This window comes from Streptococcus jiangjianxini (assembly GCF_040225085.1).
Taxonomy (GTDB): domain Bacteria; phylum Bacillota; class Bacilli; order Lactobacillales; family Streptococcaceae; genus Streptococcus; species Streptococcus jiangjianxini.
This window is the reverse complement of record NZ_JBEHGL010000016.1, coordinates 29,396-53,555: the sequence shown is the minus strand read 5'-3', so window position 1 is coordinate 53,555 and position 24,160 is coordinate 29,396. Positions and strand designations below refer to the sequence as shown.

The window sequence follows — 24,160 nt, the reverse complement described above, 5'->3', positions numbered from 1 at the left end:
TTCCAAAAAAAGAAATCTAGAAAGGGTGTTTTTACATTGACAGCGCTTACTTTCGGGAATATAATAAGAGTATACAAAAAACGTTTTTTGAATACCAAAAAATACATTACATCATTTTCTTTAAATAGAAAACGAAAGGGAAACAAAATGAAGAAAAAAGCATGGTTAATGACAGGTGTGGCCTTATCAAGCGCATTCTTACTGGCTGCATGTGGTAATGGTGGTGATAAAGGGAGCAATACCAAACAAACCACAGGTGATAAAACGGGGACTATTACAGTTTGGTCTGCTTTTTCAGGACCTGATTTAGAAAATTATCAAAAGACTATTAGTCGTTACAACGATACAAATCCAGCTTACAAAGTAAAAATGGTTCCAATGAAAGCTGATACCTTGAAACAAAAATTAACAACGGCTGGAAAATCAGGAAAGGGCTTGCCAGATATTGCAGAATTAGCTTCGGAACAGTTGCCTTACTATAAAGATTTAGGTGTTTTGGATAGCTGGGATTCTCTTATCAAGGATTCCGATATTAATGCCAAACAATACGTGCCCGCAGCTTGGGAAATTGGGACGTTAGATGGAAAGCAATATGGTGTTCCAGACAAGATGGATACTTGGGTAATGTATTACAACAAGGATCTTGTCGATAAATACGCTTCGGGAGCTTTGGATGATGGCATTGTTACCTATGCAGAGGTTGAAAAGGCTGGAGAAGCTGCTAAAAAAGATGGCATTTATGCAACAAGTAATGACTGGGCATCCCAAAACTTCATGAATATTTACCTTCAAATGGGCGGTAAATGGCGTGATGGTGACGGCAAATTCAACATTGATAACAAAACAGCTAAGAAAGCTTGGGGAGAATGGAAAAACCTTTATTCCAAAGGTTATGTCGTACCGAGTGGAAAAGATGCTGTTAAAGCCTTCATGAACGGAAAAGTTATCTTTAATCCAGAAGGAACTTGGATGTTGAGTCAGTATCAAGAAATTAAAGATTTTGAATGGGGCGAAACGCTAACGTTACAATGGGACGAAAACAAAGTGGTCAATGCTTCGGGAGCTGGACAATTTGCTATTTTCAAAACAAATGATGGTCGTTCTAAAAATCTCGAAAAAGGGATGGTTGACTTCCTCACTTGGTTACAATCCAATCAAGATGAAATTGTAAAATCAGGAGCTAATCCAACCTCACTTGCCATGCAAGATAATGAAGCCTACACCAAACTTCCGCAATCATTCCTTGTAACTGACGAGAAAGCACAAAAAGCTATCACAATCAATACAGATCCAGGGATGTCGCCATTTATGACAGCCTTTGATCCAAAAGGTATGGATATGTTGGATGGCAAGGCAGACATCGATGATACCTTTACCAAAATTCAACAAACCGTTGCATCTCAAATTGCTAAATAATTAATATTAGAAAGTTTTCCTTCTAATAGAAAGACAAGTTGTTGGAAATCTATGATCTGCAATAACTTGTCTTTTAATTTATAAATGAGGAAATAAAGTTATGAAAAAAAATAAACTTCAGAAAAAATGGAGTTGGTGGACCTTGTTGTTTGTCTCACCTTTCCTAGTCTTATTTATTACTTTTTTCTTACTGCCAGCAGTAATGGGGTTATATGTTTCGTTTACTAATTGGGATATCTATTCAACTCCCATCTGGGTAGGGTTAGAAAATTTTAAGACAATCTTGTTTGATAAGACATCGATTTGGCATACTCAGTTTGTAGAAGGCTTTCGACACACCTTCTTATTCGCTTTGATAACCGTGCCATTTTGTATCATTGTACCACTATTTTTAGCAGTGTTATTGATGAATAAACCTAGATTTATGGGATTCTTCCAAGCCGTTTTATATATGCCCAGTCTGTTTGCTATCTCTGCCGTTATGATTATCTGGGCTTTCTTACTCAGCATTTCTTACGGACCGCAAAGTTTATTTGGACTAGATATTTTCTTTACTGGTGAGCAACCTTGGGCTTGGTTTTCTCTAGCTTTGGTGACGGTTTGGTGGACTATGGGGAGCAATCTTATCATTTACGTTGCCTCTCTCAATGGTGTTAACTCAGAAATGATTGAAGCCGCTCAAATTGATGGTGCCAGTCGCAAGCGCATTTTTTTCAGTATCCAGTTACCAAGTATCCGAGATCAATTATTGTTTACTACCGTCATGACATCAATCGCTCAATTGAATGTTTACGGTCAACCGCTGATGTTGACTAATGGTGGCCCTAACGGCTCAACTAGTGTGTTACTCATGTACATTCAACAAGCAGCCTTTAGTTCAGGTATTCCACAAGCTGGTATGGCGTCTGCAATGTCAATTTTGCTAGGTTTGGGAATTATGCTCGTATCTGTATTCCAATTCATAGCTGTACGTAAAATGAATAAATAGGAGAAAGAATAATGAAACAATCAAAATTAGCTAAAAACGTATCCTTCATCATTCTATCTGTTGTTTGCCTATTTTGGATATTACCTCTTATCTGGGCAGTGTTTACTTCTTTCAAATCACAAAATGAAATTGCCTCTTCTGGATTTAGCTTTCTTCCAAAGGCATGGACCTTTGAAAATTACGCTACGCTGATGAATAACAGCGAAGCTTCACCTGTGTTTCAATGGTTTATGAACTCATTGATTATTTCCACCGCCTTTATGGTTTTAACTGTTTTTATAACTGCTTTTGCAGCCTATGGCTTTACTCGGGTTCAATGGCCGGGAAGAGATTTTGTTTTTTCAGTGCTGCTGGGAAGCATGATGTTTCCGACGGTCATTAACCTTATTCCGAATTTCAAAATTATCAGTAGTTTAGGCTGGGCGAATACTTTTTTAGCCATCATTGTACCAGGTCTGGCAAGTGTTTACAATGTGTTTTTAGTAAGGCAATTTATGAGAGCTATTCCGGTGGAATTGGACGAATCAGCCTATATTGATGGAGCAAATGAATTTCAGATTTTCTGGCATATTATTTTACCCTTAATTAAGCCTATCTTGTTAGTTGTTGCTTTGTTTAGCTTTACAGCATCATGGAATGACTTTTTGTGGCCATCAATCGTAATGACAGATGTTAGCCGCATGCCAATCACACCAGGTTTGCAATTGTTGCAAGGACAGTACCAAACCTTCCCAGGTTTATCAACTGCTGGAGCTATTTTAGCGCTAGTTCCTACGTTTTTACTATACTTAGTAGCTCAAAAGTACTTTATGCAATCGATGTCTTTACAAAGCGGAATGAAGTAATGGTAAGGAGTTTTTAGAAATGAAAAGAAAAGAATACCCACGTCCACAATTTCAAAGGGACAATTGGACAAATCTAAACGGACAATGGGATTTTGAATTTGATGATAATGATTTAGGGATTCGCGAAAAATGGTTTGTATCGGAAAATGATTTCTTTACTCGTACAATCGAAGTTCCTTTTGTATATCAATCGCAAGCGAGTGGTATTAATGATCGCAAAGTTCATGATATTGTGTGGTACCGTCGCTGTTTTGACTATGTCAAAAAAGATGATAAGCGGTTGATTGTACATTTTGGGGCAGTTGATTATGAAGCGCAGATTTTCCTAAATGGTCAACTTGTCGCAAGCCATTTAGGTGGGAACACACCATTTGAAGTGGATGTGACAGACGCCTTAGTGGAAGGGGTAAGTCAACTTTTGGTTGTTCGTGCTAAGGATCAACATGATGATGAAGAAATGCCTCGTGGGAAACAATTTTGGGAAAAAGAATCACGTGGGATTTGGTATACCAACTCTACTGGTATTTGGCAGACCGTTTGGTTGGAAGAAGTATCGGAGAACTATATTGACCGAGCTTACTATCATATTGATTACGATGCAGGAAAAGTGGAGATTGAAGCATATTTAATAGGGAAAAAACTTCTAGGAAAAACCTTTCAGTATCGTGTTCAATATGGAGATACCTTGATAAGCGAGGGTCACCAGAAGGTTTTGTCTCATAAAGTTGATGTTGATGTCGATGTTCTTCAAAATCATATTTTTGCTACCAACTTCCATGACGATGGTAGGAGTTGGACACCGGAAAATCCAAATCTTTTTGATGTTAAACTGTCGTTATTTGATGAAAATGATGAGGTATTAGACAAGGTATCGTCCTATTTTGGTTTTAGAAAAATTCATACGCAAAACGGCATGATTTACCTCAATAATAAACCTTTCTATCAGAAATTAGTCTTAGATCAAGGCTACTGGCCAAGTGGTTTGTTGACTGCTCCAGATGATCGTGACTTTGTGAAAGACATTGAGCTATCCAAAAAAATGGGTTTCAATGGTTGCCGGAAACACCAAAAAACAGAAGATCCACGATTTTTGTATTGGGCAGATGTGCTAGGCTTTGTCGTTTGGGGAGAATGTGCTGCGCCACCACTTTACACAAGGACATCGGTCAATCGTTTGATGAGAGAATGGTCAGAGATTGTTGAGAGAGATTACAATCACCCATCGCTCCTCACTTGGGTACCTATCAATGAGAGTTGGGGAGTGCCAAACATTTCTCACGATCGTCAAGAACAACATTTCTCTCAAGCCATTTATCACTATCTTCGCTCTATTGACAAATCACGTCTTGTTATTTCAAACGACGGCTGGGCTGCGACAGAGACAGACATTGTTGCCATTCATAATTACATGCACGGTCAAAAAGGCGAAAAAGCTAAGTATGACTACTATAAAGAAACCCTATCTAGTCGCGAAAACTTGCTTGGTCGTCCCTCAACTGCTTGGCCGATTTTTGCAGATGGCTTCTCATATCAAAATCAGCCGATATTACTAACAGAATTTGGCGGCATTGCCTACGAGGTCTCTAATCAAGAAGGTTGGGGATATACCAAAGTAAATAGTGAGGCTGAATTCTTGGAGGATTACGAGCGAATTATGGAGGCTCTCTACGCTTCTAAAGGTCTTTGGGGGTACTGCTATACTCAAATTACCGATGTTGAACAAGAAATCAATGGATTATTAACCTACGATCGCAAAGCTAAATGCGATTTGTCTAAAATAAAAGAAATTAATGACCGCTTCCATGTGCCAAATGTAGAATAAGGTAGGGCGAGCTTATGAAAAAAGTTATCTGTTTGCTTATTTTTCTCATGGCCGTAGTTGCAGGATGCTCCAAAGAGAAAGAAAGAACTCAAAAAAGTTCAGGACTATCTCCTCTAATTGATAGCAATGGTGCTGATCCTTGGGTATGTAAAAAAGACGACACCTACTACTACACCAAAACAACGGGGAATAATGTGATGCTTTGGAAATCTAATCAACTGAGTACCGTAGCTTTGGGTCAAGAAAAAGTGATTTGGGACATGCCCAGTGAGTTTGAAAGTGCCTGGGCTCCAGAGCTACATTATATTGATGGGCAATGGGTTATTTATGTAGCCCTTAATAAATTGGGTGAAACCCATCGTATGTATGCTATTACCAACCCTTCTAAAGATCCCTATCAAGGAAGTTGGGATTTGAAGCCCATAGCTGGCATGGATGATAAATTTGCTATCGATGGTACAGTCTTGAGCCTAAATAGTGGTCTTTATTTTATCTGGTCTGGCTGGGAAGGCTATGAAAATGTGGCACAGAACCTTTATATTGCAAAAATGTCCAGTCCAACAGCGATTGCAGGCAAGCGTCAACTCATTTCTAAACCAGAATTCGATTGGGAAACCAAGCAGAACCCCCTCATCAACGAAGCCCCCGAAATCTTAGTAATTGGTGATAAGGTCAATCTGACTTATTCTGCCAGTGGAAGTTGGGATGATGATTATAGTATTGGTTTAATGACTTTATCTGCTTCTGATGATCCTATGAAATCAAGCAATTGGTCAAAATCGAAAGCCCCCATTTTTACTAAAACAAACGAGACGTTTGGTCCGGGGCACAACTCTTTTGTAAAAGATGATAAGGGAAGAGATTGGTTAATCTATCATGCTGCCAGGTGGTCCCATTCAGGTTGGTCTAGGTCAATTCGCATGCAACCCCTGGAAGTCAAAAATGGTGTTATCCAGAAAATGATACCACTCAAAGATACAGATAAGATAAGTCTTCCTGCAGGTGATACGAAAAGAAATGTTTACCTTGCTAAAGACGCCCAATTAAGTAAAGGGTTAAAATTAGAAAAAGACGGGTCTTTACCTGAAAAAACAAGTGTGACCGGTTTTTCGGATACCAAAGAAAAAGCTTTTTTTGATATTTCAGTCAAAGAAGCTGGAGAGTACACCGTTTTAGCTTATGTGAAAACTGTGGATATATATACAGACGATAATCCTGTCTCTATAGTTTTCATGGTTAATGGTAACGAAGAACAGATGACATTATTGCCTTCTGATTATTATCAGCCAATTGGACAAACAGTTGCGCTGAAAGAAGGGGAAAATCCTCTTAGTTTTTCTCTTGAGGTCGGGATTGATGATGTGAGGTTGAATCGTGTTGAGGTGATAAAAGTTAAAAATAAGGTAAAATACTAAGGTACCTTATTTTCTTTTTTGATTGACCATTTTCTATGCTATAATCATACTAAACCTCAATAGGAAAGGGAATTTTATAGTGCTTAGTGATTTGTTTCCTGGAGCGATGTTGTCTGATGTTGCCACTGCTGATCAGGATGTTCTTGTCTTACCGCTAGATCAGGGCTTTCTTCATTTGCCTAAAGCCGACCTGACTGAGAGAGAACTGGCCCTCATTCAGCTCTTGTCCTTGGGTGAAGAAGGAGCAAACTCTGATAACAGTTGGCTGTCTTTTTTGCAAGGTGAGACTCCTTTGCCGATTGCTGAAAAGGATTTGCAAATCATTTATTGGCACCATCCTTCGCCTTTGTCTTCTGAATTGCAATGTCTCTTGAAAGATATTTTTCCAAATAGTCTACTTGTAACAGAATTATCGGATCATCAATCTCTTTTGGTTCTGGCTGCCAGTGACTTACAGGATTCTTCAGACATCATCAAGGATTTGCTTCCAACGATTGAAGGTGATTTTGGCCTTTCTTTAAAGGCATCTATTGGGAATGCTTGGACGGGATTTTCAGAGCAGGATTTACAGAGCATTCTGAGCATGGAATATGCCATGTTTCAAGAATCTCGTGAAGAGAACGCCCAGCAGTTGATAACAACATTTGCGCAAGCTCTTCTCTGGTCTTTGGCTAAGAAAAAGGATATTGCCTTGCTTAACCAGAAGTTGCTAGCGCTTATGGATAGGCTAAAAGACGGTCGTGATTTGGTTATTGCTATGTGGCAGGAGCATGGCAATCTAGTGCAAACAGCCCAACGACTTTTTATTCATCGGAATTCTCTTCAATATCGCTTGGACAAATTTTATCAAACGACCGGACTAAATCTTAAGAATTTAGATGATTTAGCCTTAGCCTATTTATTGATTCTGAAAAACTAGGGTTGGTCCAGTTTCAAGTTGAAGAAAAACTCGCAAAAGGCTTATTAATTTTCTTTAACAATCATATTCAGCGCTTGTTGACTTGATTCGCTGAACGTCAGTTCTACCACTATCGGTATCGCCTCGTCTGATGTGATTTCTTGTTGAGTCTGAAACAACTATAGTACAACCAAACATATAAAATTGGGTGGTAGGTTCACTATAATTTTGTGAAATATCTCAGAAAAGTACTGCCCAGTAACGATATTTTTCTTGAGGTATTGATGTCCTATTATTATTTGATTGGATTGTAGTTTTAAGAGTTTATTTTTAGCTCGGATCAATACAGTATTTCGATTGCTTTATCGATTGAGAATTAGATTTTGTCTAGTTCTTTTCTTTTTGGTCATCTTGCACAAATCGTTTTGGAAAGTATGACTATATCTTGAAAGCGCTAACTTTGTTATACTTAAAGCACCAATAAATAGTCTAACTATAAGTTTAGAAGGATATCAAAGGAGAAAACATGGTTGAATTAAATTTAAATCATATTCATAAAAAATACCCAAATACAGATCACTATGCGGTTGAAGACTTCAATTTGGACATTAAGGACAAAGAGTTTATCGTTTTTGTTGGGCCATCAGGATGTGGGAAATCAACGACACTTCGTATGATTGCTGGTCTTGAAGATATTTCTGAAGGAGAATTCAAAATTGATGGTGAGGTTGTCAATGATAAGTCTCCTAAAGATCGTGATATTGCGATGGTTTTCCAAAACTATGCTCTTTACCCACACATGAGTGTTTATGATAATATGGCTTTTGGGCTTAAATTACGTAAATACAAAAAAGCCGACATCGATACACGTGTTAAAGAAGCAGCTCAAATTCTTGGTTTGACAGAATTCCTAGATCGCAAGCCTGCTGATTTGTCTGGTGGTCAGCGTCAACGTGTGGCTATGGGACGTGCTATCGTTCGTGATGCCAAAGTTTTCCTTATGGATGAACCATTGTCAAACTTGGATGCTAAACTTCGCGTGTCAATGCGTGCTGAAATTGCTAAAATCCACCAACGTATCGGATCAACAACGATCTATGTTACCCATGACCAGACGGAAGCGATGACGCTTGCTGACCGTATCGTTATTATGAGCGCTACCAAAAATCCTCAAGGCAATGGTACTATTGGTAGAATTGAGCAAGTTGGTACACCTCAAGAACTTTACAATACACCTGCTAACAAGTTTGTCGCAGGCTTTATCGGTAGCCCAGCTATGAACTTCTTTGAAGTAGTCGTTAAAGATGGCTTTATTGTCAGTGATGACGGGCTTAACATTGCTATACCAGAGGGACAAGAAAAACTGTTAGAAGCTAAAGGCTATAAAGGTAAAAAAGTCGTTTTCGGTATTCGTCCCGAGGATATTTCAGGAGATCTGCTAGTCAAAGATACCTATCCAAATGCACAAGTAAATGCTGAAGTTTTGGTGTCAGAGTTACTAGGTTCCGAAACAATGCTTTATGTGAAGTTAGGTCAAACAGAATTTGCTTCTCGAGTTGATGCGCGTGATTTCCACAATCCAGGCGAACAAGTTAGTCTAACCTTTAACGTTGCCAAAGGGCATTTCTTTGACATTGAAACAGAGAAAGCCATTCGTTAATTTGGTTAATGAATAGAGCAACGCTTAAGAAAACAGAATCTTCAGTGCTGATCACTGAGGATTTTGCTATCTTAGTGATCTAATAATCTGATTTTTTAAATAACACTCTTTGAACATCAAAATAGCACCTTATGGATCTTGCCTTGCTGCACGTCAGCACTGTCGGCAGGTCATAGCCTGGCCTCATTTTGATTGTCTTCGAGCATAAGAAAGGTTTTTTTATGAAAAAACATTGGTGGCATTCGGCTACAATTTATCAAATTTACCCTAAATCTTTCATGGATTCTAATGGAGATGGGATTGGTGATCTTCAAGGGATTATTTCAAAGCTTGATTACCTTGAAAAACTTGGTATCACGGCTATTTGGCTGTCTCCAGTTTATCAGAGTCCTATGGATGACAATGGCTATGATATTTCTGATTATGAAGCCATTGCAGACATTTTTGGCGACATGAGTGATATGGAAGAACTTCTTAATCAAGCTAATCAGCGTGGGATTAAGATTATCATGGATTTGGTGGTCAATCATACGTCTGACGAACATGCTTGGTTTATTGAAGCGCGTGACAACGCAGATAGCCCTGAGAGGGACTATTATATCTGGCGTGATCAGCCTAATGATCTAGTCTCTACTTTCTCCGGTTCTGCTTGGGAATACGATGATAAGTCGGGTCAGTATTATTTACATCTTTTTAGTAAAAAACAACCTGATCTCAACTGGGAAAATGAAGAATTGCGCCATAAAATCTATGATATGATGAATTTTTGGATTGATAAGGGCATTGGTGGTTTTCGGATGGATGTCATTGATCTTCTCGGAAAACTCCCTGATCAGAAGATTCGTGAAAATGGGCCAAAATTGCATGATTACCTAAAAGAAATGAATCAGGCCAGCTTTGGTAAGTATGATTTATTGACAGTCGGAGAGACTTGGGGAGCAACGCCTGAAATTGCCAAACAGTACTCTAATCCGGATAATCAGGAATTATCTATGGTCTTTCAATTTGAGCATATTGGCTTACAGCACAAGCCGGATCGACCAAAATGGGATTATGCAGAAGGCTTAGATGTGCCGGCACTCAAGCGTATCTTCAACAAGTGGCAAACCCAATTAGAATTAGGACAAGGCTGGAATTCCCTCTTTTGGAACAATCATGATTTACCTCGCGTCTTGTCTATCTGGGGTGATACTGGGATTTATCGTGAAAAGTCAGCTAAGGCTTTAGCAATTTTACTACATTTGATGCGCGGAACGCCTTATATCTATCAGGGTGAAGAAATTGGCATGACCAACTATCCTTTTGAAGATTTAGAGCAATTAGAAGATATTGAGTCTTTAAACTATGCCAAAGAAGCCTTGGAAGATGGGAAGGACTTATCACAAATCATGGACAGTATCCGAGTGATCGGTCGTGATAACGCTCGGACACCAATGCAGTGGAGTAACGCAGCACAAGCCGGCTTTTCGGAGACCGAAAAGACTTGGTTACCTGTCAATCCAAACTATCAAACGATTAATGTAGCAGCTGCTTTGGAAGATCCTGACTCAATCTTTTATACTTATCAAGCACTGGTTGCCTTACGCAAGGAAGCAGAATGGCTAGTGGATGCTGATTTCGAATTGCTCGATACAGAAGATAAAGTGTTTGCCTATAAACGCTATACTGAAGCTGAAACCTACTTGGTGGTGGTTAATCTCTCTGACCAAGAGCAAGCTATCAAACTAACCTGCCCTGTTCAGGAGACCATTATCTCAAATACTGATATTAAGCAAGTGGTTAATACTCAAACCTTGAAACCTTGGGATGGCTTTTGTGTGAAGGTTGCTAGACCTTAATAAGGGTTGATGTCCCTTGATACAGATGAGAAATAGGATGCTAGAGAAAAGGTAGAACAGGGTTTCTGTCTCATACTCTTCGAAAATCAAAAGTTGACTTTGTTGACTTGATGTGACGACCTTCAATTCTATCTGCTATCTGTGTCGCCTAGTCTGCTTTTGATTTTTATTGAGTATCAGAACGTAGACAAACCCTCTCGAACATGAAAATATCGAGGAATTGACCTTTATATCATTAAATAATAAACCTCTTAGAAATATTGATATGATAGTGTTTCTAAGAGGTTTTTTGTTTTTTAACATAAAGAAAAAAGAAGAAACTTGTCCGAAATAGGCTTTTTCTTCAAGCAGATGCAAAAGTGAAATTCTAATTTTATTTCAGTGATTTTTGCCTTATCGATAGCTAGTAGTTGTGTTGTTCAATAAAACAAAAACGCATACTCGCCTAATAAGATAATTTATAATATGAATGAAATTTCTCAAATAAAATAAATGCTAGAGAGGTAATCTATGATTCCTTACTTAAGGATTGTTGAATTTCTAAGGGAATTAAAGAATCTATTTATCAGAGATTGCTTATATCAGTGACTGAATCAACAGTTGTAGTTAAGAGATATAACTAAAAATAAAACAGAGTTGCTAATTCTGAACTGCTCCCAGTTAAGTGGACAATGGAATAATAAAAGAAACACAACTGCCTTGTTCCTCATTTCAAGAGGAGTGAGGCAGTTGTGTTTCTTTTTGAAACGCTGGTTATTGTAAAAATAAATACAGGTATCGCTAGATCTCCGAAGGTCTTGTAAGTTTTATAGTCAAAAAATAAATTACCTTTCAGACAAGGAACAGAAAGATGCGGACAGTGCTTGATTTTCTTTGAGTATGAGTAGGGCAAGTCGAAAGTGACGATGTATCAAAGTTAATTTATTTGACTATAAACTCATAGCAGTCCGTTTTAAAACGACCAAAGAAGCTCTCAATCAGCGCATTGTTGATGCACTTCCCATCACGAGAGATTGAGCGTGTTATCTGGTGTAGTGTCACTGATACCATAAGTTTGAATCAGTTACCCCATTGATTTCTTATCTTTTAGATAGAGGTCTATAATCATCTGTTTTCCCTTTACTGATTTCAGACTTTTTGACATATGAAAACTCCCCTCATAGTTTCTAGTGAACTGTTTGTTTGTTCACTGTTCACTCTAAGGGGAGTATATCAAAGTGGATAGACCTTTTGGTATTTTCTCTTAACGATCAGAGTTTTTTCCAACATTTGAAATTGCAATCAAGTGCTTATAAATATTATTTTATAAAAAAAACGTTTACAACTAACAAAAAAAGTTATAAAATATAATTAAAACATCCCCGTTTTTAAAAGGAGATTTAGTTATGAAAGAACAACTAAATTCACAAAACATTTTTTCTATTAGGAAATATACAATTGGTGTTTGTTCGGTTGCAATTGGAATATTCTTTTTGTGTTCAGGAACTATTGCTAGCGCAGAAGCGTATAGTAGTAAATCGGAAGTAACAACAGTTAGAGAAGTTCATGAAAATATGCTGTCAGCCGAAACATCACAGTCGGAGAATGCAGCAAAAAAAGAGGTTCTAGATGCCAATGAATTTTCTGTTTCGGATGGTAATTTTGTTCAAAATGCTGCTATACAGGATTTACATATTCTTAGTAATCCATCAGTTGGAGAAGCTCATGAAAATATGAGGTCAGCTGAAACATCCCCGTCAGAGAATGCAGCAAAAGAAGAGGTTCTAGATGCTAATGAATATTCTGTTTCGGATGGTGATTTTGTTCAAAACGCTGAGATACAAGATTTAAATCTTGTTAATAATCCATCATTTGAATCAGGAGATTTCGTGTCTAATAAACCAACTTCTGTGATATATAGAGATAAAGACTATAAAGATTATAAAATAAACGAAAATGGAAATACCATATATAAAACCAAAATAAATTCGACGAATGATTTTATACTATTCGAAGTAAATACCATACCAGGGAAAACTTATAGAGCAATTGCTGACCTAAAAATTGATGTTTTGGGAAATAGTAAAGCAAACGGAGCATTTTTTGATATAAAATCTATTTCTGCTGATGGAACTCAAAAAACTTTAGAGGGAGGAAAGGGTGTTAATCAAATGCAAGACTCCCTAGAGGACTGGTCATTGCAAGAAATAACATTTACAGCAGAAAGTTATAAAACGCACATAGGATTAGTAAAATGGCATGAAAACAGTAATGATTTAGAGACTATAAATACTACCATTAAAATGAATAGTTTAAAAATTTTTGAAGATACCAAATATGATGAAATATGGAAAGATACATTTTCAGAGAGTAAGTTAAATGATAATATTTGGGGTTATGAATTAGGTAATATTCGTGGCAATGAACAACAACATTATAGTAGTAGTGCGGAAAATGTCACTGTAAAAGATGGGAAGTTGGTTCTCACAGTAACAGATCGTCCAATTGAAGATCAATATTATAATAAAGATAAACATGGAGACAGAGCAAGATTAGTCAAATATAATTCAGGAAGTATTAGAACCTCTGGGAAACAAGAATTTCTGTATGGCAGAATTGAAGCAAGGATGAAATTACCTAAAGGAAAGGGTGTTTTTCCTGCTTTCTGGACACTAGGAGCAGATTTTAATTTAGATGGAAGAATTGAAAGTGGCCAAGGATACAATTGGCCGTCGACTGGTGAAATTGATATTATGGAATTAACGGGAACAGAAAATGGTAGTGGTAATAAAACGGTATACGGAACACCCCACTTCTTTTTCCCAGGGGCAGATGCAGATAATGATGGAAATGTAGGGTCTGGCTATAGTGGTAACTTATCATTAAATGAAGATTTTTCAGAGGACTATCATATTTTTGGAATTAATTGGTCTGAGGATCGTATTGAGTGGTATGTAGATGATGTCATTTATAATACACTCGTGTATGATAAATCTGAGCGTTCTCAAGCTTTAAAGAAAGCTTTTAATCGTCCACAATTTATCCAATTTAATTTAGCCACTGGTGGTAATTGGCCTGGAGATGCTGGAAATAACCTTGCTGGTCAAACTGTTGAAGTTGATTGGGTAAGATGGTTGCAGAATGAAGAACAAAAACAGTCGATGTTAAACTATTACGCTGATAAGCCAATTATTTCTGGTGTTAGGAATGTCACAGTGATTCAAGGCACAATTCCTGATTTATTAGAGGGGATTTCAATTAACAATTCCGATTATAAAGTTGACTATTCTATTGACAATGAATACATGTTTATAAACCAAGGCGCAGAAGCTGGTCGCAATGAAGTAACAAATGTTGTGGAAAACTCAAGTAAAGCAGAAAAAATTGCACAGTTAGAGCCAGGTGTTTATAACATATATTACACTTCCATTCCATTGAAGTCTGATTATGATAGTAAAGGATTTCCAATTTATAAGATGACACGAGAATCAAGTCAGCTTATTGTTTTGCCTCATCAACTAGAAGCAAGAGTAGGACAAGAACTATCAACAATCAAGTTACCCTCAGGATGGAGATGGCAAAATCCTACAGAAATTATTGATAAGAATACAGATTATGGAATTGTATTTGCAAACCCTAACGATACTATAAAATTATCCAATCGAAGAAAAGTCTATACTCAAATCAATAGTGATAGTTTCTTATTTGTTGATTAACTCAATACAAAAAATGGAGAATGAAAATGGATTTTTTTAACACATTTATTGAACAAAAACTTATGCCAATCGCTGCAAAACTAAGTTCTAATAAGGCTTTGGTAGCTATTCGCGATGGAATTACACTTTCTATGCCTTTGTTAATTATCGGTTCAATCTTTATGATTGTGGCTTCTTTTCCGGTACCTGGTTGGGAAAATTGGCTCAACGATATTGGAATCGCCGGTTACCTTTGGAAAGGGGTTGATGGCAGTTTTAGTTTATTAGGCTTGGTTTCAGCCTTTGGAATTGCTTACAGTTATTCTAACCAAGAAAAAGTAGATGGGGTTGCTTCAGGGTTAATTTCTTTAGCCTCCTTCATTACAGTGACACCATATGTGAATGGAGAAACTGTTGCTCAAGCTAATCCAGGTATCACTTTACCTGAGGGTTTGGTTATTCCTGGCGGTATTACAGCATCATATATGGCAGCTAAAGGTGTTTTTATAGCGATTATTTTGGGATTGATAAGTGCTGCTATCTATGATTGGTTTATCAAACGTAATATTCAAATTAAATTGCCACCTGCAGTACCGCCTGCAGTCTCTCGTAGCTTTTCAGCAATCATTCCTGGGGCTGCGATTATTACAATGTGGTTAACAGTCTATGGGATTTTAGATGCGAACAACCTTCCTAACTTACATGAATTGGCTCAATCGCTTGTTGGAGGTCCGTTAAGACTGATTGGCGGTAATGTATTTGGAGTGATGTTATTAGCTGGACTCAATTCATTATTTTGGTTTGTAGGAATTCATGGTGGAAATACTGTCAATGCTATTATGAAACCAACTTGGATTGATAATTTAGCCGCTAATGTTGAAGCTTACCAAGCAGGTGAACCACTAAAAGAAATCTTTACGACACCGTTTATGGATAACTTTGTCTATATTGGCGGTGGTGGTGCGACTATCGGTCTTGTTTTAGCAATTGGATGGTATGCACGAAAGAAAAATGGTAGCAAACAAACCAAAGCTTTGGCACCATTAACGGTAGTTCCAGGACTATTTAATATCAATGAGCCAACGATGTTTGGTTTGCCAGTTGTGATGAATGTTGCTTTATTAGTGCCATTTATCATAGCTCCAATCGTAAATACATTTGTAGCTTGGTTAGCAATGTCTTCAGGACTCGTTCCACTAACTCGGGCAGAAGCATCATGGACAATGCCTCCTATTCTTTCAGGTTTTTTGACAACAGGAAGTATAATGGGTTCGCTTTTACAGATTTTATTAATTATTATTGATATAGCTCTATACTTACCTTTCTTTATAGCGGTTGAGAAACAATTTAAGAAACAAGAAGTAGAAAAGCAGTAACGTTTTTTAGATAGGACATAGATATTGAAAAAGAAGGTGTGATATTGTGGTCAAGAGATTTTTAAGTTGCGACGCGTCAGAGATTCTGACCATGTCTGCGTCTGAATTGAAACAAAGTCTAAAAGCTTCTGAAGGGCGCATTATTCTTTCAGAAAATGTTGCCCCTCGTGAACCTTACATAGCTGAATGTACTAATGCTGAAATGGCAAGAGCCTTTGGAGCAGACTTGATTTTGCTCAATGGTATTGATGTTTTTGAGCCTATTGTATCTGGTTTAGATACCATTAAAGGTGATTTTTTAGAACAAAAGGATAAAGCAAGGAACCGTCGGGACTTTGTTCGACGACTTCATCATTTGGTAGGTCGACCGATTGGCATAAATTTAGAACCAGTCGATTTATCTGCAGAAATGATGGATGAAAAATTAGAAATATCAATCGGTCGTCAGGCTAGACAAGAAACCATTGCAGAACTTGATAAACTTGGTTTTAATTTCGTCTGCTTTACTGGAAATCCAGGAACTGGAGTCACTAATCAGGCTATCATTGAAAGCGTGAGATTAGCTAAGAAGGAATTTTCGGGATTGATTTTCGCAGGGAAAATGCATGCTGCGGGGGTTGATGAGCCTGTTGCTGATCTTGAAGTCGTGAAAGAATTAATTGATGCTGGTGCTGATGTCATCTTAGCTCCATCAGTCGGAAGTGTCCCAGGCTTTCAAGCAAACGAATTGACAGAGATGGTTAAGATTTCTCATAAACATGGAGCCTTAGTGATGACAGCTATTGGAACGAGCCAAGAGAGTTCAGAACCAGAGACTATCCGCTATATGGCATTACAAAATAAAATTTGCGGTGTAGATATTCAACATATTGGGGATGCAGGATATGGTGGTTTAGCACCGGTTGAAAATATTTTCACCATGAGTAAAGCAATCCGCGGCCAAAGACATACATTGGCGATGATTGGTCGCTCTATTAACCGATAGGAAGGAAAAGTTATGAAAACAATTTTATTAGCTTGTGCTGCTGGGATGTCAACTAGCTTACTAGTTACAAAAATGCAAGAGGCTGCTAAAGAACAGGGGATTGAATCTAAGATTTATGCGGTATCAGTTGCTGAAGTGGATAAAGAAATTGCTGAAAATCTTATTGATGTTGTCCTTTTGGGACCTCAGGTTCGCTATGAAGAAAGTAATATGGCTAAAAAACTAGCGCCCTATAACATTCCTTTAGCGGTTATTAATATGCAAGATTATGGTATGATGAACGGTAGCAAAGTCTTGCAGACAGCTTTAGAGCTTTTGGATTAGGAGAAAACTGTGACAGAAATTAATTTAGAGTCCATTATGGGATTGATTATGAATAGTGGTGAGGCTAAAAGTAATGCAATGGAAGCTATTGCTGCTGCTAAAAAGAAAGATTTTAATCTTGCTAGTACTCAATTAGATAGGGCTCAAACATCACTTATTGAGGCACATAAGGCACAGACAAATTTATTAACCCAAGAAGCTCAGGGTGAGAAGTTGGAATTGACTTTATTAACCGTTCACAGTCAAGACCACCTTATGACTGCTATTACTTTTGTTGATTTGGCGAAAGAGATTGTAGAGCTGTATCAATCGAGATAATATTAGCCGACTTCTTTATGGAAGCGGCTTTTTTAGATAATATAAATAAAAAAAAGATTACTTAAGAGGAGAACAGATGAGCTTATCTAAGAAACAAAAGTTACAACGTAATCAAATTTTAGAGAGTCTGTACACGAGAGGTCCTTTATCCAGAGCAGAATTATCACGTCTATTAGGTATTACACCAGCAACGATGACTGAAGTGACAGCTTATTTGATAAAAGAAGGTGTCATAAAAGAGTTAGGAGAAGCTGGGCTTCACACTGGTTCAGGACGTAAGAAAGTTTTGCTTGAGGTGGCACCGAATTATTCTCATTATATAGGAGTAGAGCTAAGTGAACATAAGATGACCATTTGTCTAACTGATAACTTAGGGACAAGCGTACTAGAAGAAGGAGTTTCACTTAGATTTGATCCAACTTTTCCCTTGACGGTTAATAATGTTCGAGAAGCAATATCTACCTTCTTAACGTCTCATGCTCATTTTTCTATTCAAGCTATTGGGATTGCTATCCCGGGTCATTTTGAAAAAGATAGTCAGACAATTGCATCGAATAATCCGCTATGGAGTCAATTTGACATTGCCTTGTTGTTATCCAGTTTTTCAATACCAGTTTTTGTAAAAAATAATGTTAAATGCATGGCATTGACTGAGTTATATTTGAGTTCAAAATTGGAAGGTCATAACTTTTTATTTCTGAATTTGCGTAGAGGAATTTTTGCGGCTTATGTTTATGAAGGAAAGCTCTATGGGGATCGAAACTATCTAGTTGGAGAGGTTGGACACATTACTGTAAACCCAGAAGGTCAACAATGTGAATGTGGAAAAACAGGTTGTTTACAAACTTATGCGAGCATTACTTGGATTTTAAAAAAATCCCGAATTGCTTATGAGTCAGGAAGGGCGTTTTACTTACAATTGTTAGTCGATTCAGCTTCACAATTGACAATTAATCATGTTTTATCAGCATACATGATGGGTGATGAAATAATACATCGGATTATTGAACAGGCTGTTGACTATTTAGCATTGCAGATTAATAATGCGACGATGATGTTAAATCTTGATGCTGTTTATGTTCATGGTAAGTTATTTGAAGAATCCTTGATTGCTACTCAGCTACAAACTAAGCTAGAACAATCCATTCGTATTGTTGAACAAAATCATGACATTCACTACCAAGTTTTAGAATATGATTCCTTTAAGGGAGCCATGGGAGCATGTGCTTTAGCGATAAAGAATCATTTTATAAACAATTATTTAGATTGATATCTCTAATATTTATAAGGAAGTACCTTTATTTGACCATAAGAGTTACTAATAGGTACTCCTTATAAAACAGAAAATAATTATAAAAAATAAAAAAAATAATTTACAATTAGATATTATTTGATAATATAACATTGAAATAAGTGGTTCGTAACTGGTTAGACTAGGCGAGACTATGAATAAATTTGGGTTAATGCTGTTATTAGCTTAGGTTTATTTGTAGTCTCTTTTGTATTGCAGTTGAAAAAAGGAGGTTTTTTAGATTATGTATGAATTGATAAGATCCCTTAACACGAATGTTGCATTAGTAAAAGATACCAATAATCAGCAAGCTGTGGTTATGGGATTAAGAGTGGGCTTCATCTGGTCATTGATGGATGTTTTCTCATGGTCAAATGGGTATAAAGACGTCGCTAACAGTCACAAAATAATCTAGGGGTTAAAATAAGATAAAATCAAAACGAACAAGTCGGTCATCTAATGATGAGAAGGCTTGTCCGTTTTTTTTTGTTTTCCTAGACTGTTTAGTTATAGACTACTTTCTCTCAAAGTTAATTGTGTTCCCAATTTGGTCACCGTAGCAACTGGTCTAGGGTTGATGGCTTGTCGATTAAGAACGTCGACAGCTGTCTGCCCCATCTCGTTTGTAAAGACCGTAACGCTCGATAAGGTTGGGTACACCTGTTTGGTAATGGCTGTATCATTGAAAGAAATCAATTGAACATCACTAGGAACCTTAACGTTATTTTCTTGCAGCGCCCGTAAAGCTCCAACGGCTAGCGTATCATTTGCGATGAAAAAGGCTGTGGGTAAGTCTTCGTCAAGGGTTTGAATGGCCTGTGTCATTAGTTGATAGCCGGATTCAGCTGAGAATTGCCCCACAAAGATACTAGTGGGGTCGTAGATTCCTTGCTCGATAGTGTAATTACGGAAAGTGCGAAAGCGTGGATCTATCAAACTCTCCAGTCCATCGTTGGTTTTTTCTTCGCCGGCAATCATGCCAATCTTAGTCAAGCCCTTGCTCATAAAATGATCAACCACAGCAATAACGGCATTTTCAAAATCAGTAGTGATGCAATGATAGCCTTTTGTGAGTGTGTCACTATCGACAAAGACCAAATTATCATGATAGGTCTCAAATCGTTTGATTTGTTGGCTACTAAATTTGCCAATAGCAATCATTCCAATGGTTTCTTCTGGTAACTTTTCAGGTTCTTGATTGAAAAAACGGATAATATCATACTGTAAGTCTTGTGAGCGCTTCTCAATACCTAGACGGATAGCGTGATAATAGAGGTCATTAAGTTCTTCTTGCTCAGTATACCATTGTATAATAGCAATCTTATGGCGCACTTTTGGTGCATTTAGTGTTTTTAAATGCTTTTGATAGCCTAAGTCGTCTGCTATCGTTAAAATGCGGTGTCTCGTTTTTTCTCCAACAGAAAGTGTCGGATCTTGATTTAAAACACGAGATACTGTTGCTTGAGACACGTTAGCTAGGCCTGCAATATCCTTCAAAGTTGCCATTTTTATTCTCCAAGTTAGTTATTGTATCTCTATTGTATCAAATTAGCGATTAAATTAGTAAAAATTTAGTAAAAATATTGTCAAGCTAGCTTACTCAGCTTACAATAAAACTAAGAAATGATAAAAGGAGATATTCTCATGACATCACAGGCATTAAAACAATCTTTTACTGACATTTTTGGTACGAAAGCAGACGCGACCTTCTTTTCACCTGGGCGCATCAACTTGATAGGTGAGCACACAGACTACAATGGAGGCCATGTTTTCCCTGCCGCCATTACCTTGGGAACCTATGGGGCTGCTCGTAAGCGTAACGATAAGACTTTACGCTTTTATTCAGCTAATTTCGACGAGTTAGGAATTATTGACATTGATTTAGATCACTTGGTTTTTGACAAGGCAGATAATTGGACTAACTATCCTAAAGGTGTCATCAAATTCTTGCAAGAAGCAGGACATACCATTGATACTGGTTTTGAATTGTATGTTAAGGGAAATATTCCTAATGGTTCTGGTCTTTCCTCCTCAGCCTCCTTGGAGCTGTTGACAGGGATTGTCGCAGAAGAACTCTTTGACTTGAATTTAGACCGTCTCGATTTAGTAAAAATTGGTAAACAAACAGAAAACGACTTTATCGGTGTCAATTCTGGTATCATGGATCAGTTTGCGATTGGTATGGGGGCAAATAAACAAGCGATTTATCTTGATACCAATACACTTGAATATGATTTGGTACCTCTTGACTTGGGAGACAATGTCATTGTCATCATGAACACCAACAAACGCCGTGAATTAGCGGATTCTAAGTACAACGAACGACGCTCTGAATGCGAAAAAGCGGTTGAAGAGTTAAATAAAGAATTGGATATTCAAACTCTGGGCGAATTGGATGCTGACACCTTTGATCAGTATGCTTATCTCATCAAAGATGACAATCGTCTTAAACGTGCCCGCCACGCTGTTTTTGAAAACCAACGCACACTTAACGCTAAAGAAGCCCTAGTTTCAGGTGATTTGCAAAGTTTTGGACGTCTCATCAATGCTTCACACGTTTCACTCGAACACGACTACCAAGTGACAGGTCTCGAATTAGATACTTTGGCGCATACAGCTTGGGAACAAGAAGGTGTTTTAGGAGCACGCATGACAGGAGCAGGTTTTGGGGGCTGTGGCATTGCCATTGTTGCCAAAGACAAAGTAGATGAATTTAAAGAAAATGTTGGTAAAGTCTACACCGAGGTCGTTGGTTATGCCCCTGAATTTTACATCGCTGAGATTGCTGGTGGCTCCCATGTTTTAGAAAGAAAGTAAATCATGACAGTTATTGATGCATTTGTCACTAAGGTCATTGAACTTGGTGATTATACTGAACAAGACGCTTTTTATCTTTTTAACCGGGTTTTAGCCCTCGTTGGTGAGGTTAGTGGAAATCCTAACAGCCAGTCAAAGCCCTTGATTGATTTGAAGGAAGACTTGCTTGACGCGGCTGTGGCAAACGGCAAAGTAGGTACCCTGCTTGAAGAAAGAGACTCTCTGGGTGCTGAATTGATGAATTTTATCACACCTATTCCAAGCAAGGTCAACGAAAACTTTTGGGAAACGTATGAACAATCACCAGAAAAAGCTATCGCTGACTTTTACGCCCTTTCTCAAAGAAATGACTACATCAAGTTGGCAGCTATTTCCAAAAATATCGCCTTTAAAACCTCATCTAAATACGGCGATTTAGAAATCACCATCAATTTGTCAAAGCCAGAGAAAGATCCCAAAGCTATTGCTGCGGCAAAACTTATGAAAGCTTCCAGCTATCCCAAGTGTCAACTCTGTATGGAAAATGAAGGCTATCAGGGACGATTGGATCATCCCGCCCGAGCCAATCACCGTGTTATTCGTTTACCCTTAGGCGACGAAGAATGGGGCTTTCAGTATTCACCTTATGCCTACTTTAATGAGCATAGCATCGTTTTAAATACGCAACATGTCCCCATGGTCATTAGTCAAAAAACCTTTGAACAACTTTTGGATATTGTGGATTTGCTACCGGGGTATTTTGTTGGATCAAACGCAGACTTGCCTATTGTTGGTGGTTCTATCTTGACGCACAATCACTATCAAGCAGGCCGTCACGTTTTTCCGATGGAAGTGGCAGAAATCATCAAACCCTTCACCTTTAAAGGATTTGAAAGGGTTGAAGCTGGTATTGTTAATTGGCCTATGTCTGTGTTACGTTTAACTGCAGATAGCAAAGAAGACTTAGTAGCCTTGGCAGAGCAAATCCGGTTAGCTTGGCGTGATTATAGCGATAGTCAGGCAGATATTGTTGCCTACACAGGCGATACCCCGCACCACACGATTACGCCTATTGCTCGTCGTCAAAATGGTCGTTTCCAGTTGGACTTAGTCTTGCGTGATAATCATACGTCACCAGAACATCCAGACGGTGTCTATCATCCTCATGCTGATGTTCAGCATATCAAAAAAGAAAACATTGGATTGATCGAAGTGATGGGCTTGGCTATTTTGCCACCGCGACTCAAAGACGAACTTTTAGAAGTTGAAAAATACCTTCTCAACCAGTACAATGAAATAGCAGACTATCATAAAGACTGGGCGGATCGATTGAAAAAGACTCATCCAGAAGTCAGTCTAGAAAACGTGTCAGAAATTGTCCATCAAGCAGTGGGACAAACCTTTGCACGAGTTTTAGAAGATGCAGGTGTCTATAAAAATCTAGCAGACTTTATGCGTTTTGTAGAAAGTATTGGCATTGTCAATGTTTAGAAAGATAGGAAAACTATGGGAGTATTAGTGTTAGGTGGAGCTGGTTACATTGGCTCTCACATGGTCGATCGATTAGTCGAAACAACAGCTGAAAAAGTTGTTGTGGTCGATAACTTGGTGACAGGGCATCGTGCAGCTGTTCATCCAGAAGCAACGTTTTATGAAGGTGATTTGGCAGACCAAGACTTTATGCGTCAGGTCTTTAAGGAAAATCCTGACATTGATGCTGTTATCCACTTTGCTGCTTTTTCTCTAGTGGCAGAATCCATGACAGACCCTTTGAAATACTTTGATAATAACACAGTTGGCATGGTCAAACTGTTAGAAGTGATGAATGACTGTGATGTAAAATACATCGTCTTTTCTTCAACAGCGGCTACCTACGGTATCCCAGAAGAATTGCCAATCAAAGAAACCACACCACAAAGGCCTATTAACCCATACGGTGAAAGTAAACTCATGATGGAAACTATCATGAAGTGGGCAGATCAGGCTTATGGAATCAAGTTTGTGCCTCTTCGCTACTTCAATGTTGCTGGTGACAAGCCAGACGGTTCTATCGGTGAAGACCATCGTCCAGAAACTCATCTCTTGCCTATTGTGCTTCAAGTCGCTCTTGGTCAACGGGAGAAAATTTCAATCTTCGGATCGGATTATGACACTAAAGATGGGACCAATGTCCGCGATTATGTTCACCCATTTGACTTGGCTGATGCCCACCTTTTGGCGGTGAGGTATCTCCGAGAGGGCAATGAATCTACTGCTTTTAACCTCGGGTCATCAACAGGATTTTCAAATCTAGAAATTGTGGAAGCAGCTCGCCGCGTGACAGGTAAGGAGATTCCACTTGAAATGGCAGAACGTCGTCCAGGTGATCCAGACAGTCTTATTGCAGAATCAAGCAAGGCACGCGAGGTACTCGGTTGGGAACCGCGATTTGATAATATCGACAAAATCATCGAAACAGCGTGGGCATGGCATTCAAGTCACCCTCATGGTTATGATGATTGATTTAAGATTTAA

The 24,160-nt window shown here is 38.2% G+C and carries 19 protein-coding genes and 1 pseudogene; 18 read left to right on the top strand and 2 right to left on the bottom strand.

The window, feature by feature from the left end:
- Positions 1-147: 147 nt before the first annotated feature.
- The 8 genes from ABP870_RS07810 to dexB all read left to right on the top strand — a co-directional run bounded on the left by ABP870_RS07810 (position 148) and on the right by dexB (position 10,882).
- The gene (locus tag ABP870_RS07810) at positions 148-1,416 is read left to right on the top strand and encodes an extracellular solute-binding protein (protein ID WP_350014892.1); all 1,269 of its coding nucleotides are present in this window, start codon (positions 148-150) and stop codon (positions 1,414-1,416) included.
- Positions 1,417-1,516: 100 nt separating this feature from the next.
- Complete coding sequence (locus tag ABP870_RS07805; protein WP_242258666.1) at positions 1,517-2,404, top strand: carbohydrate ABC transporter permease; 888 nt, start codon at positions 1,517-1,519, stop codon at positions 2,402-2,404.
- Positions 2,405-2,415: 11 nt separating this feature from the next.
- On the top strand, positions 2,416-3,249 hold the full coding sequence (locus tag ABP870_RS07800) for a carbohydrate ABC transporter permease (protein ID WP_350014891.1): 834 nt from the start codon (positions 2,416-2,418) through the stop codon (positions 3,247-3,249).
- Positions 3,250-3,268: 19 nt separating this feature from the next.
- Positions 3,269-5,071: a glycoside hydrolase family 2 protein gene (locus ABP870_RS07795; protein WP_350014890.1), complete on the top strand. Its 1,803-nt coding sequence runs from the start codon at positions 3,269-3,271 to the stop codon at positions 5,069-5,071.
- A gap of 14 nt (positions 5,072-5,085) precedes the next feature.
- Positions 5,086-6,486 carry a family 43 glycosylhydrolase gene (locus ABP870_RS07790; RefSeq protein ID WP_350014889.1) on the top strand — a complete coding sequence of 467 codons (1,401 nt, stop codon included), beginning with the start codon at positions 5,086-5,088 and terminating at the stop codon, positions 6,484-6,486.
- A gap of 79 nt (positions 6,487-6,565) precedes the next feature.
- Positions 6,566-7,405 carry a helix-turn-helix domain-containing protein gene (locus ABP870_RS07785; protein WP_350014888.1) on the top strand — a complete coding sequence of 280 codons (840 nt, stop codon included), beginning with the start codon at positions 6,566-6,568 and terminating at the stop codon, positions 7,403-7,405.
- 505 nt (positions 7,406-7,910) lie between these two features.
- Positions 7,911-9,044: an ABC transporter ATP-binding protein gene (locus tag ABP870_RS07780; protein ID WP_350014887.1), complete on the top strand. Its 1,134-nt coding sequence runs from the start codon at positions 7,911-7,913 to the stop codon at positions 9,042-9,044.
- A 221-nt stretch (positions 9,045-9,265) separates the two neighbouring features.
- A complete protein-coding gene (gene dexB / locus ABP870_RS07775) occupies positions 9,266-10,882 on the top strand; it encodes a glucan 1,6-alpha-glucosidase DexB (protein WP_350014886.1) in 1,617 nt (538 codons plus the stop codon).
- A 692-nt stretch (positions 10,883-11,574) separates the two neighbouring features.
- Here the strand turns inward: dexB and ABP870_RS10665 are convergent.
- Positions 11,575-11,920, bottom strand: a pseudogene (locus ABP870_RS10665) (hypothetical protein); the annotation flags it as partial.
- A 347-nt stretch (positions 11,921-12,267) separates the two neighbouring features.
- Between ABP870_RS10665 and ABP870_RS07770 the strand changes: the two are divergent.
- The 7 genes from ABP870_RS07770 to ABP870_RS07740 all read left to right on the top strand — a co-directional run bounded on the left by ABP870_RS07770 (position 12,268) and on the right by ABP870_RS07740 (position 19,265).
- Entirely contained in the window at positions 12,268-14,577 is a 2,310-nt protein-coding gene (locus ABP870_RS07770) for a family 16 glycosylhydrolase (protein WP_350014885.1), read from the top strand.
- Positions 14,578-14,603: 26 nt separating this feature from the next.
- Entirely contained in the window at positions 14,604-15,932 is a 1,329-nt protein-coding gene (locus ABP870_RS07765) for a PTS sugar transporter subunit IIC (RefSeq protein ID WP_350014884.1), read from the top strand.
- Between the two features lie 46 nt (positions 15,933-15,978).
- Positions 15,979-16,917, top strand: a complete 939-nt coding sequence (locus ABP870_RS07760; protein ID WP_350014883.1) for a DUF7916 family protein — start codon at positions 15,979-15,981, stop codon at positions 16,915-16,917.
- Between the two features lie 12 nt (positions 16,918-16,929).
- The gene (locus tag ABP870_RS07755; protein WP_242258656.1) at positions 16,930-17,241 is read left to right on the top strand and encodes a PTS sugar transporter subunit IIB; all 312 of its coding nucleotides are present in this window, start codon (positions 16,930-16,932) and stop codon (positions 17,239-17,241) included.
- Positions 17,242-17,250: 9 nt separating this feature from the next.
- Complete coding sequence (locus ABP870_RS07750; protein WP_277952229.1) at positions 17,251-17,559, top strand: PTS lactose/cellobiose transporter subunit IIA; 309 nt, start codon at positions 17,251-17,253, stop codon at positions 17,557-17,559.
- A gap of 76 nt (positions 17,560-17,635) precedes the next feature.
- Positions 17,636-18,829, top strand: coding sequence for an ROK family transcriptional regulator (locus ABP870_RS07745; protein WP_350014882.1), 1,194 nt, complete (start codon positions 17,636-17,638; stop codon positions 18,827-18,829).
- 265 nt (positions 18,830-19,094) lie between these two features.
- Positions 19,095-19,265, top strand: coding sequence for a CAT RNA binding domain-containing protein (locus tag ABP870_RS07740; RefSeq protein WP_350014881.1), 171 nt, complete (start codon positions 19,095-19,097; stop codon positions 19,263-19,265).
- A 92-nt stretch (positions 19,266-19,357) separates the two neighbouring features.
- Here ABP870_RS07740 and ABP870_RS07735 read toward each other — a convergent pair whose 3' ends face one another.
- Entirely contained in the window at positions 19,358-20,356 is a 999-nt protein-coding gene (locus ABP870_RS07735; protein WP_350014880.1) for a LacI family DNA-binding transcriptional regulator, read from the bottom strand.
- A 138-nt stretch (positions 20,357-20,494) separates the two neighbouring features.
- Between ABP870_RS07735 and ABP870_RS07730 the strand changes: the two genes are divergently transcribed.
- From ABP870_RS07730 to galE, 3 genes are read left to right on the top strand one after another with little or no spacing between them, the layout of a single operon-like run.
- Positions 20,495-21,667: a galactokinase gene (locus tag ABP870_RS07730; protein WP_350014879.1), complete on the top strand. Its 1,173-nt coding sequence runs from the start codon at positions 20,495-20,497 to the stop codon at positions 21,665-21,667.
- A 3-nt stretch (positions 21,668-21,670) separates the two neighbouring features.
- A complete protein-coding gene (gene galT, locus ABP870_RS07725; protein WP_405054536.1) occupies positions 21,671-23,137 on the top strand; it encodes a UDP-glucose--hexose-1-phosphate uridylyltransferase in 1,467 nt (488 codons plus the stop codon).
- A gap of 15 nt (positions 23,138-23,152) precedes the next feature.
- On the top strand, positions 23,153-24,148 hold the full coding sequence (galE, locus tag ABP870_RS07720; RefSeq protein ID WP_350014878.1) for a UDP-glucose 4-epimerase GalE: 996 nt from the start codon (positions 23,153-23,155) through the stop codon (positions 24,146-24,148).
- The last annotated feature ends 12 nt before the right edge of the window (positions 24,149-24,160 follow it).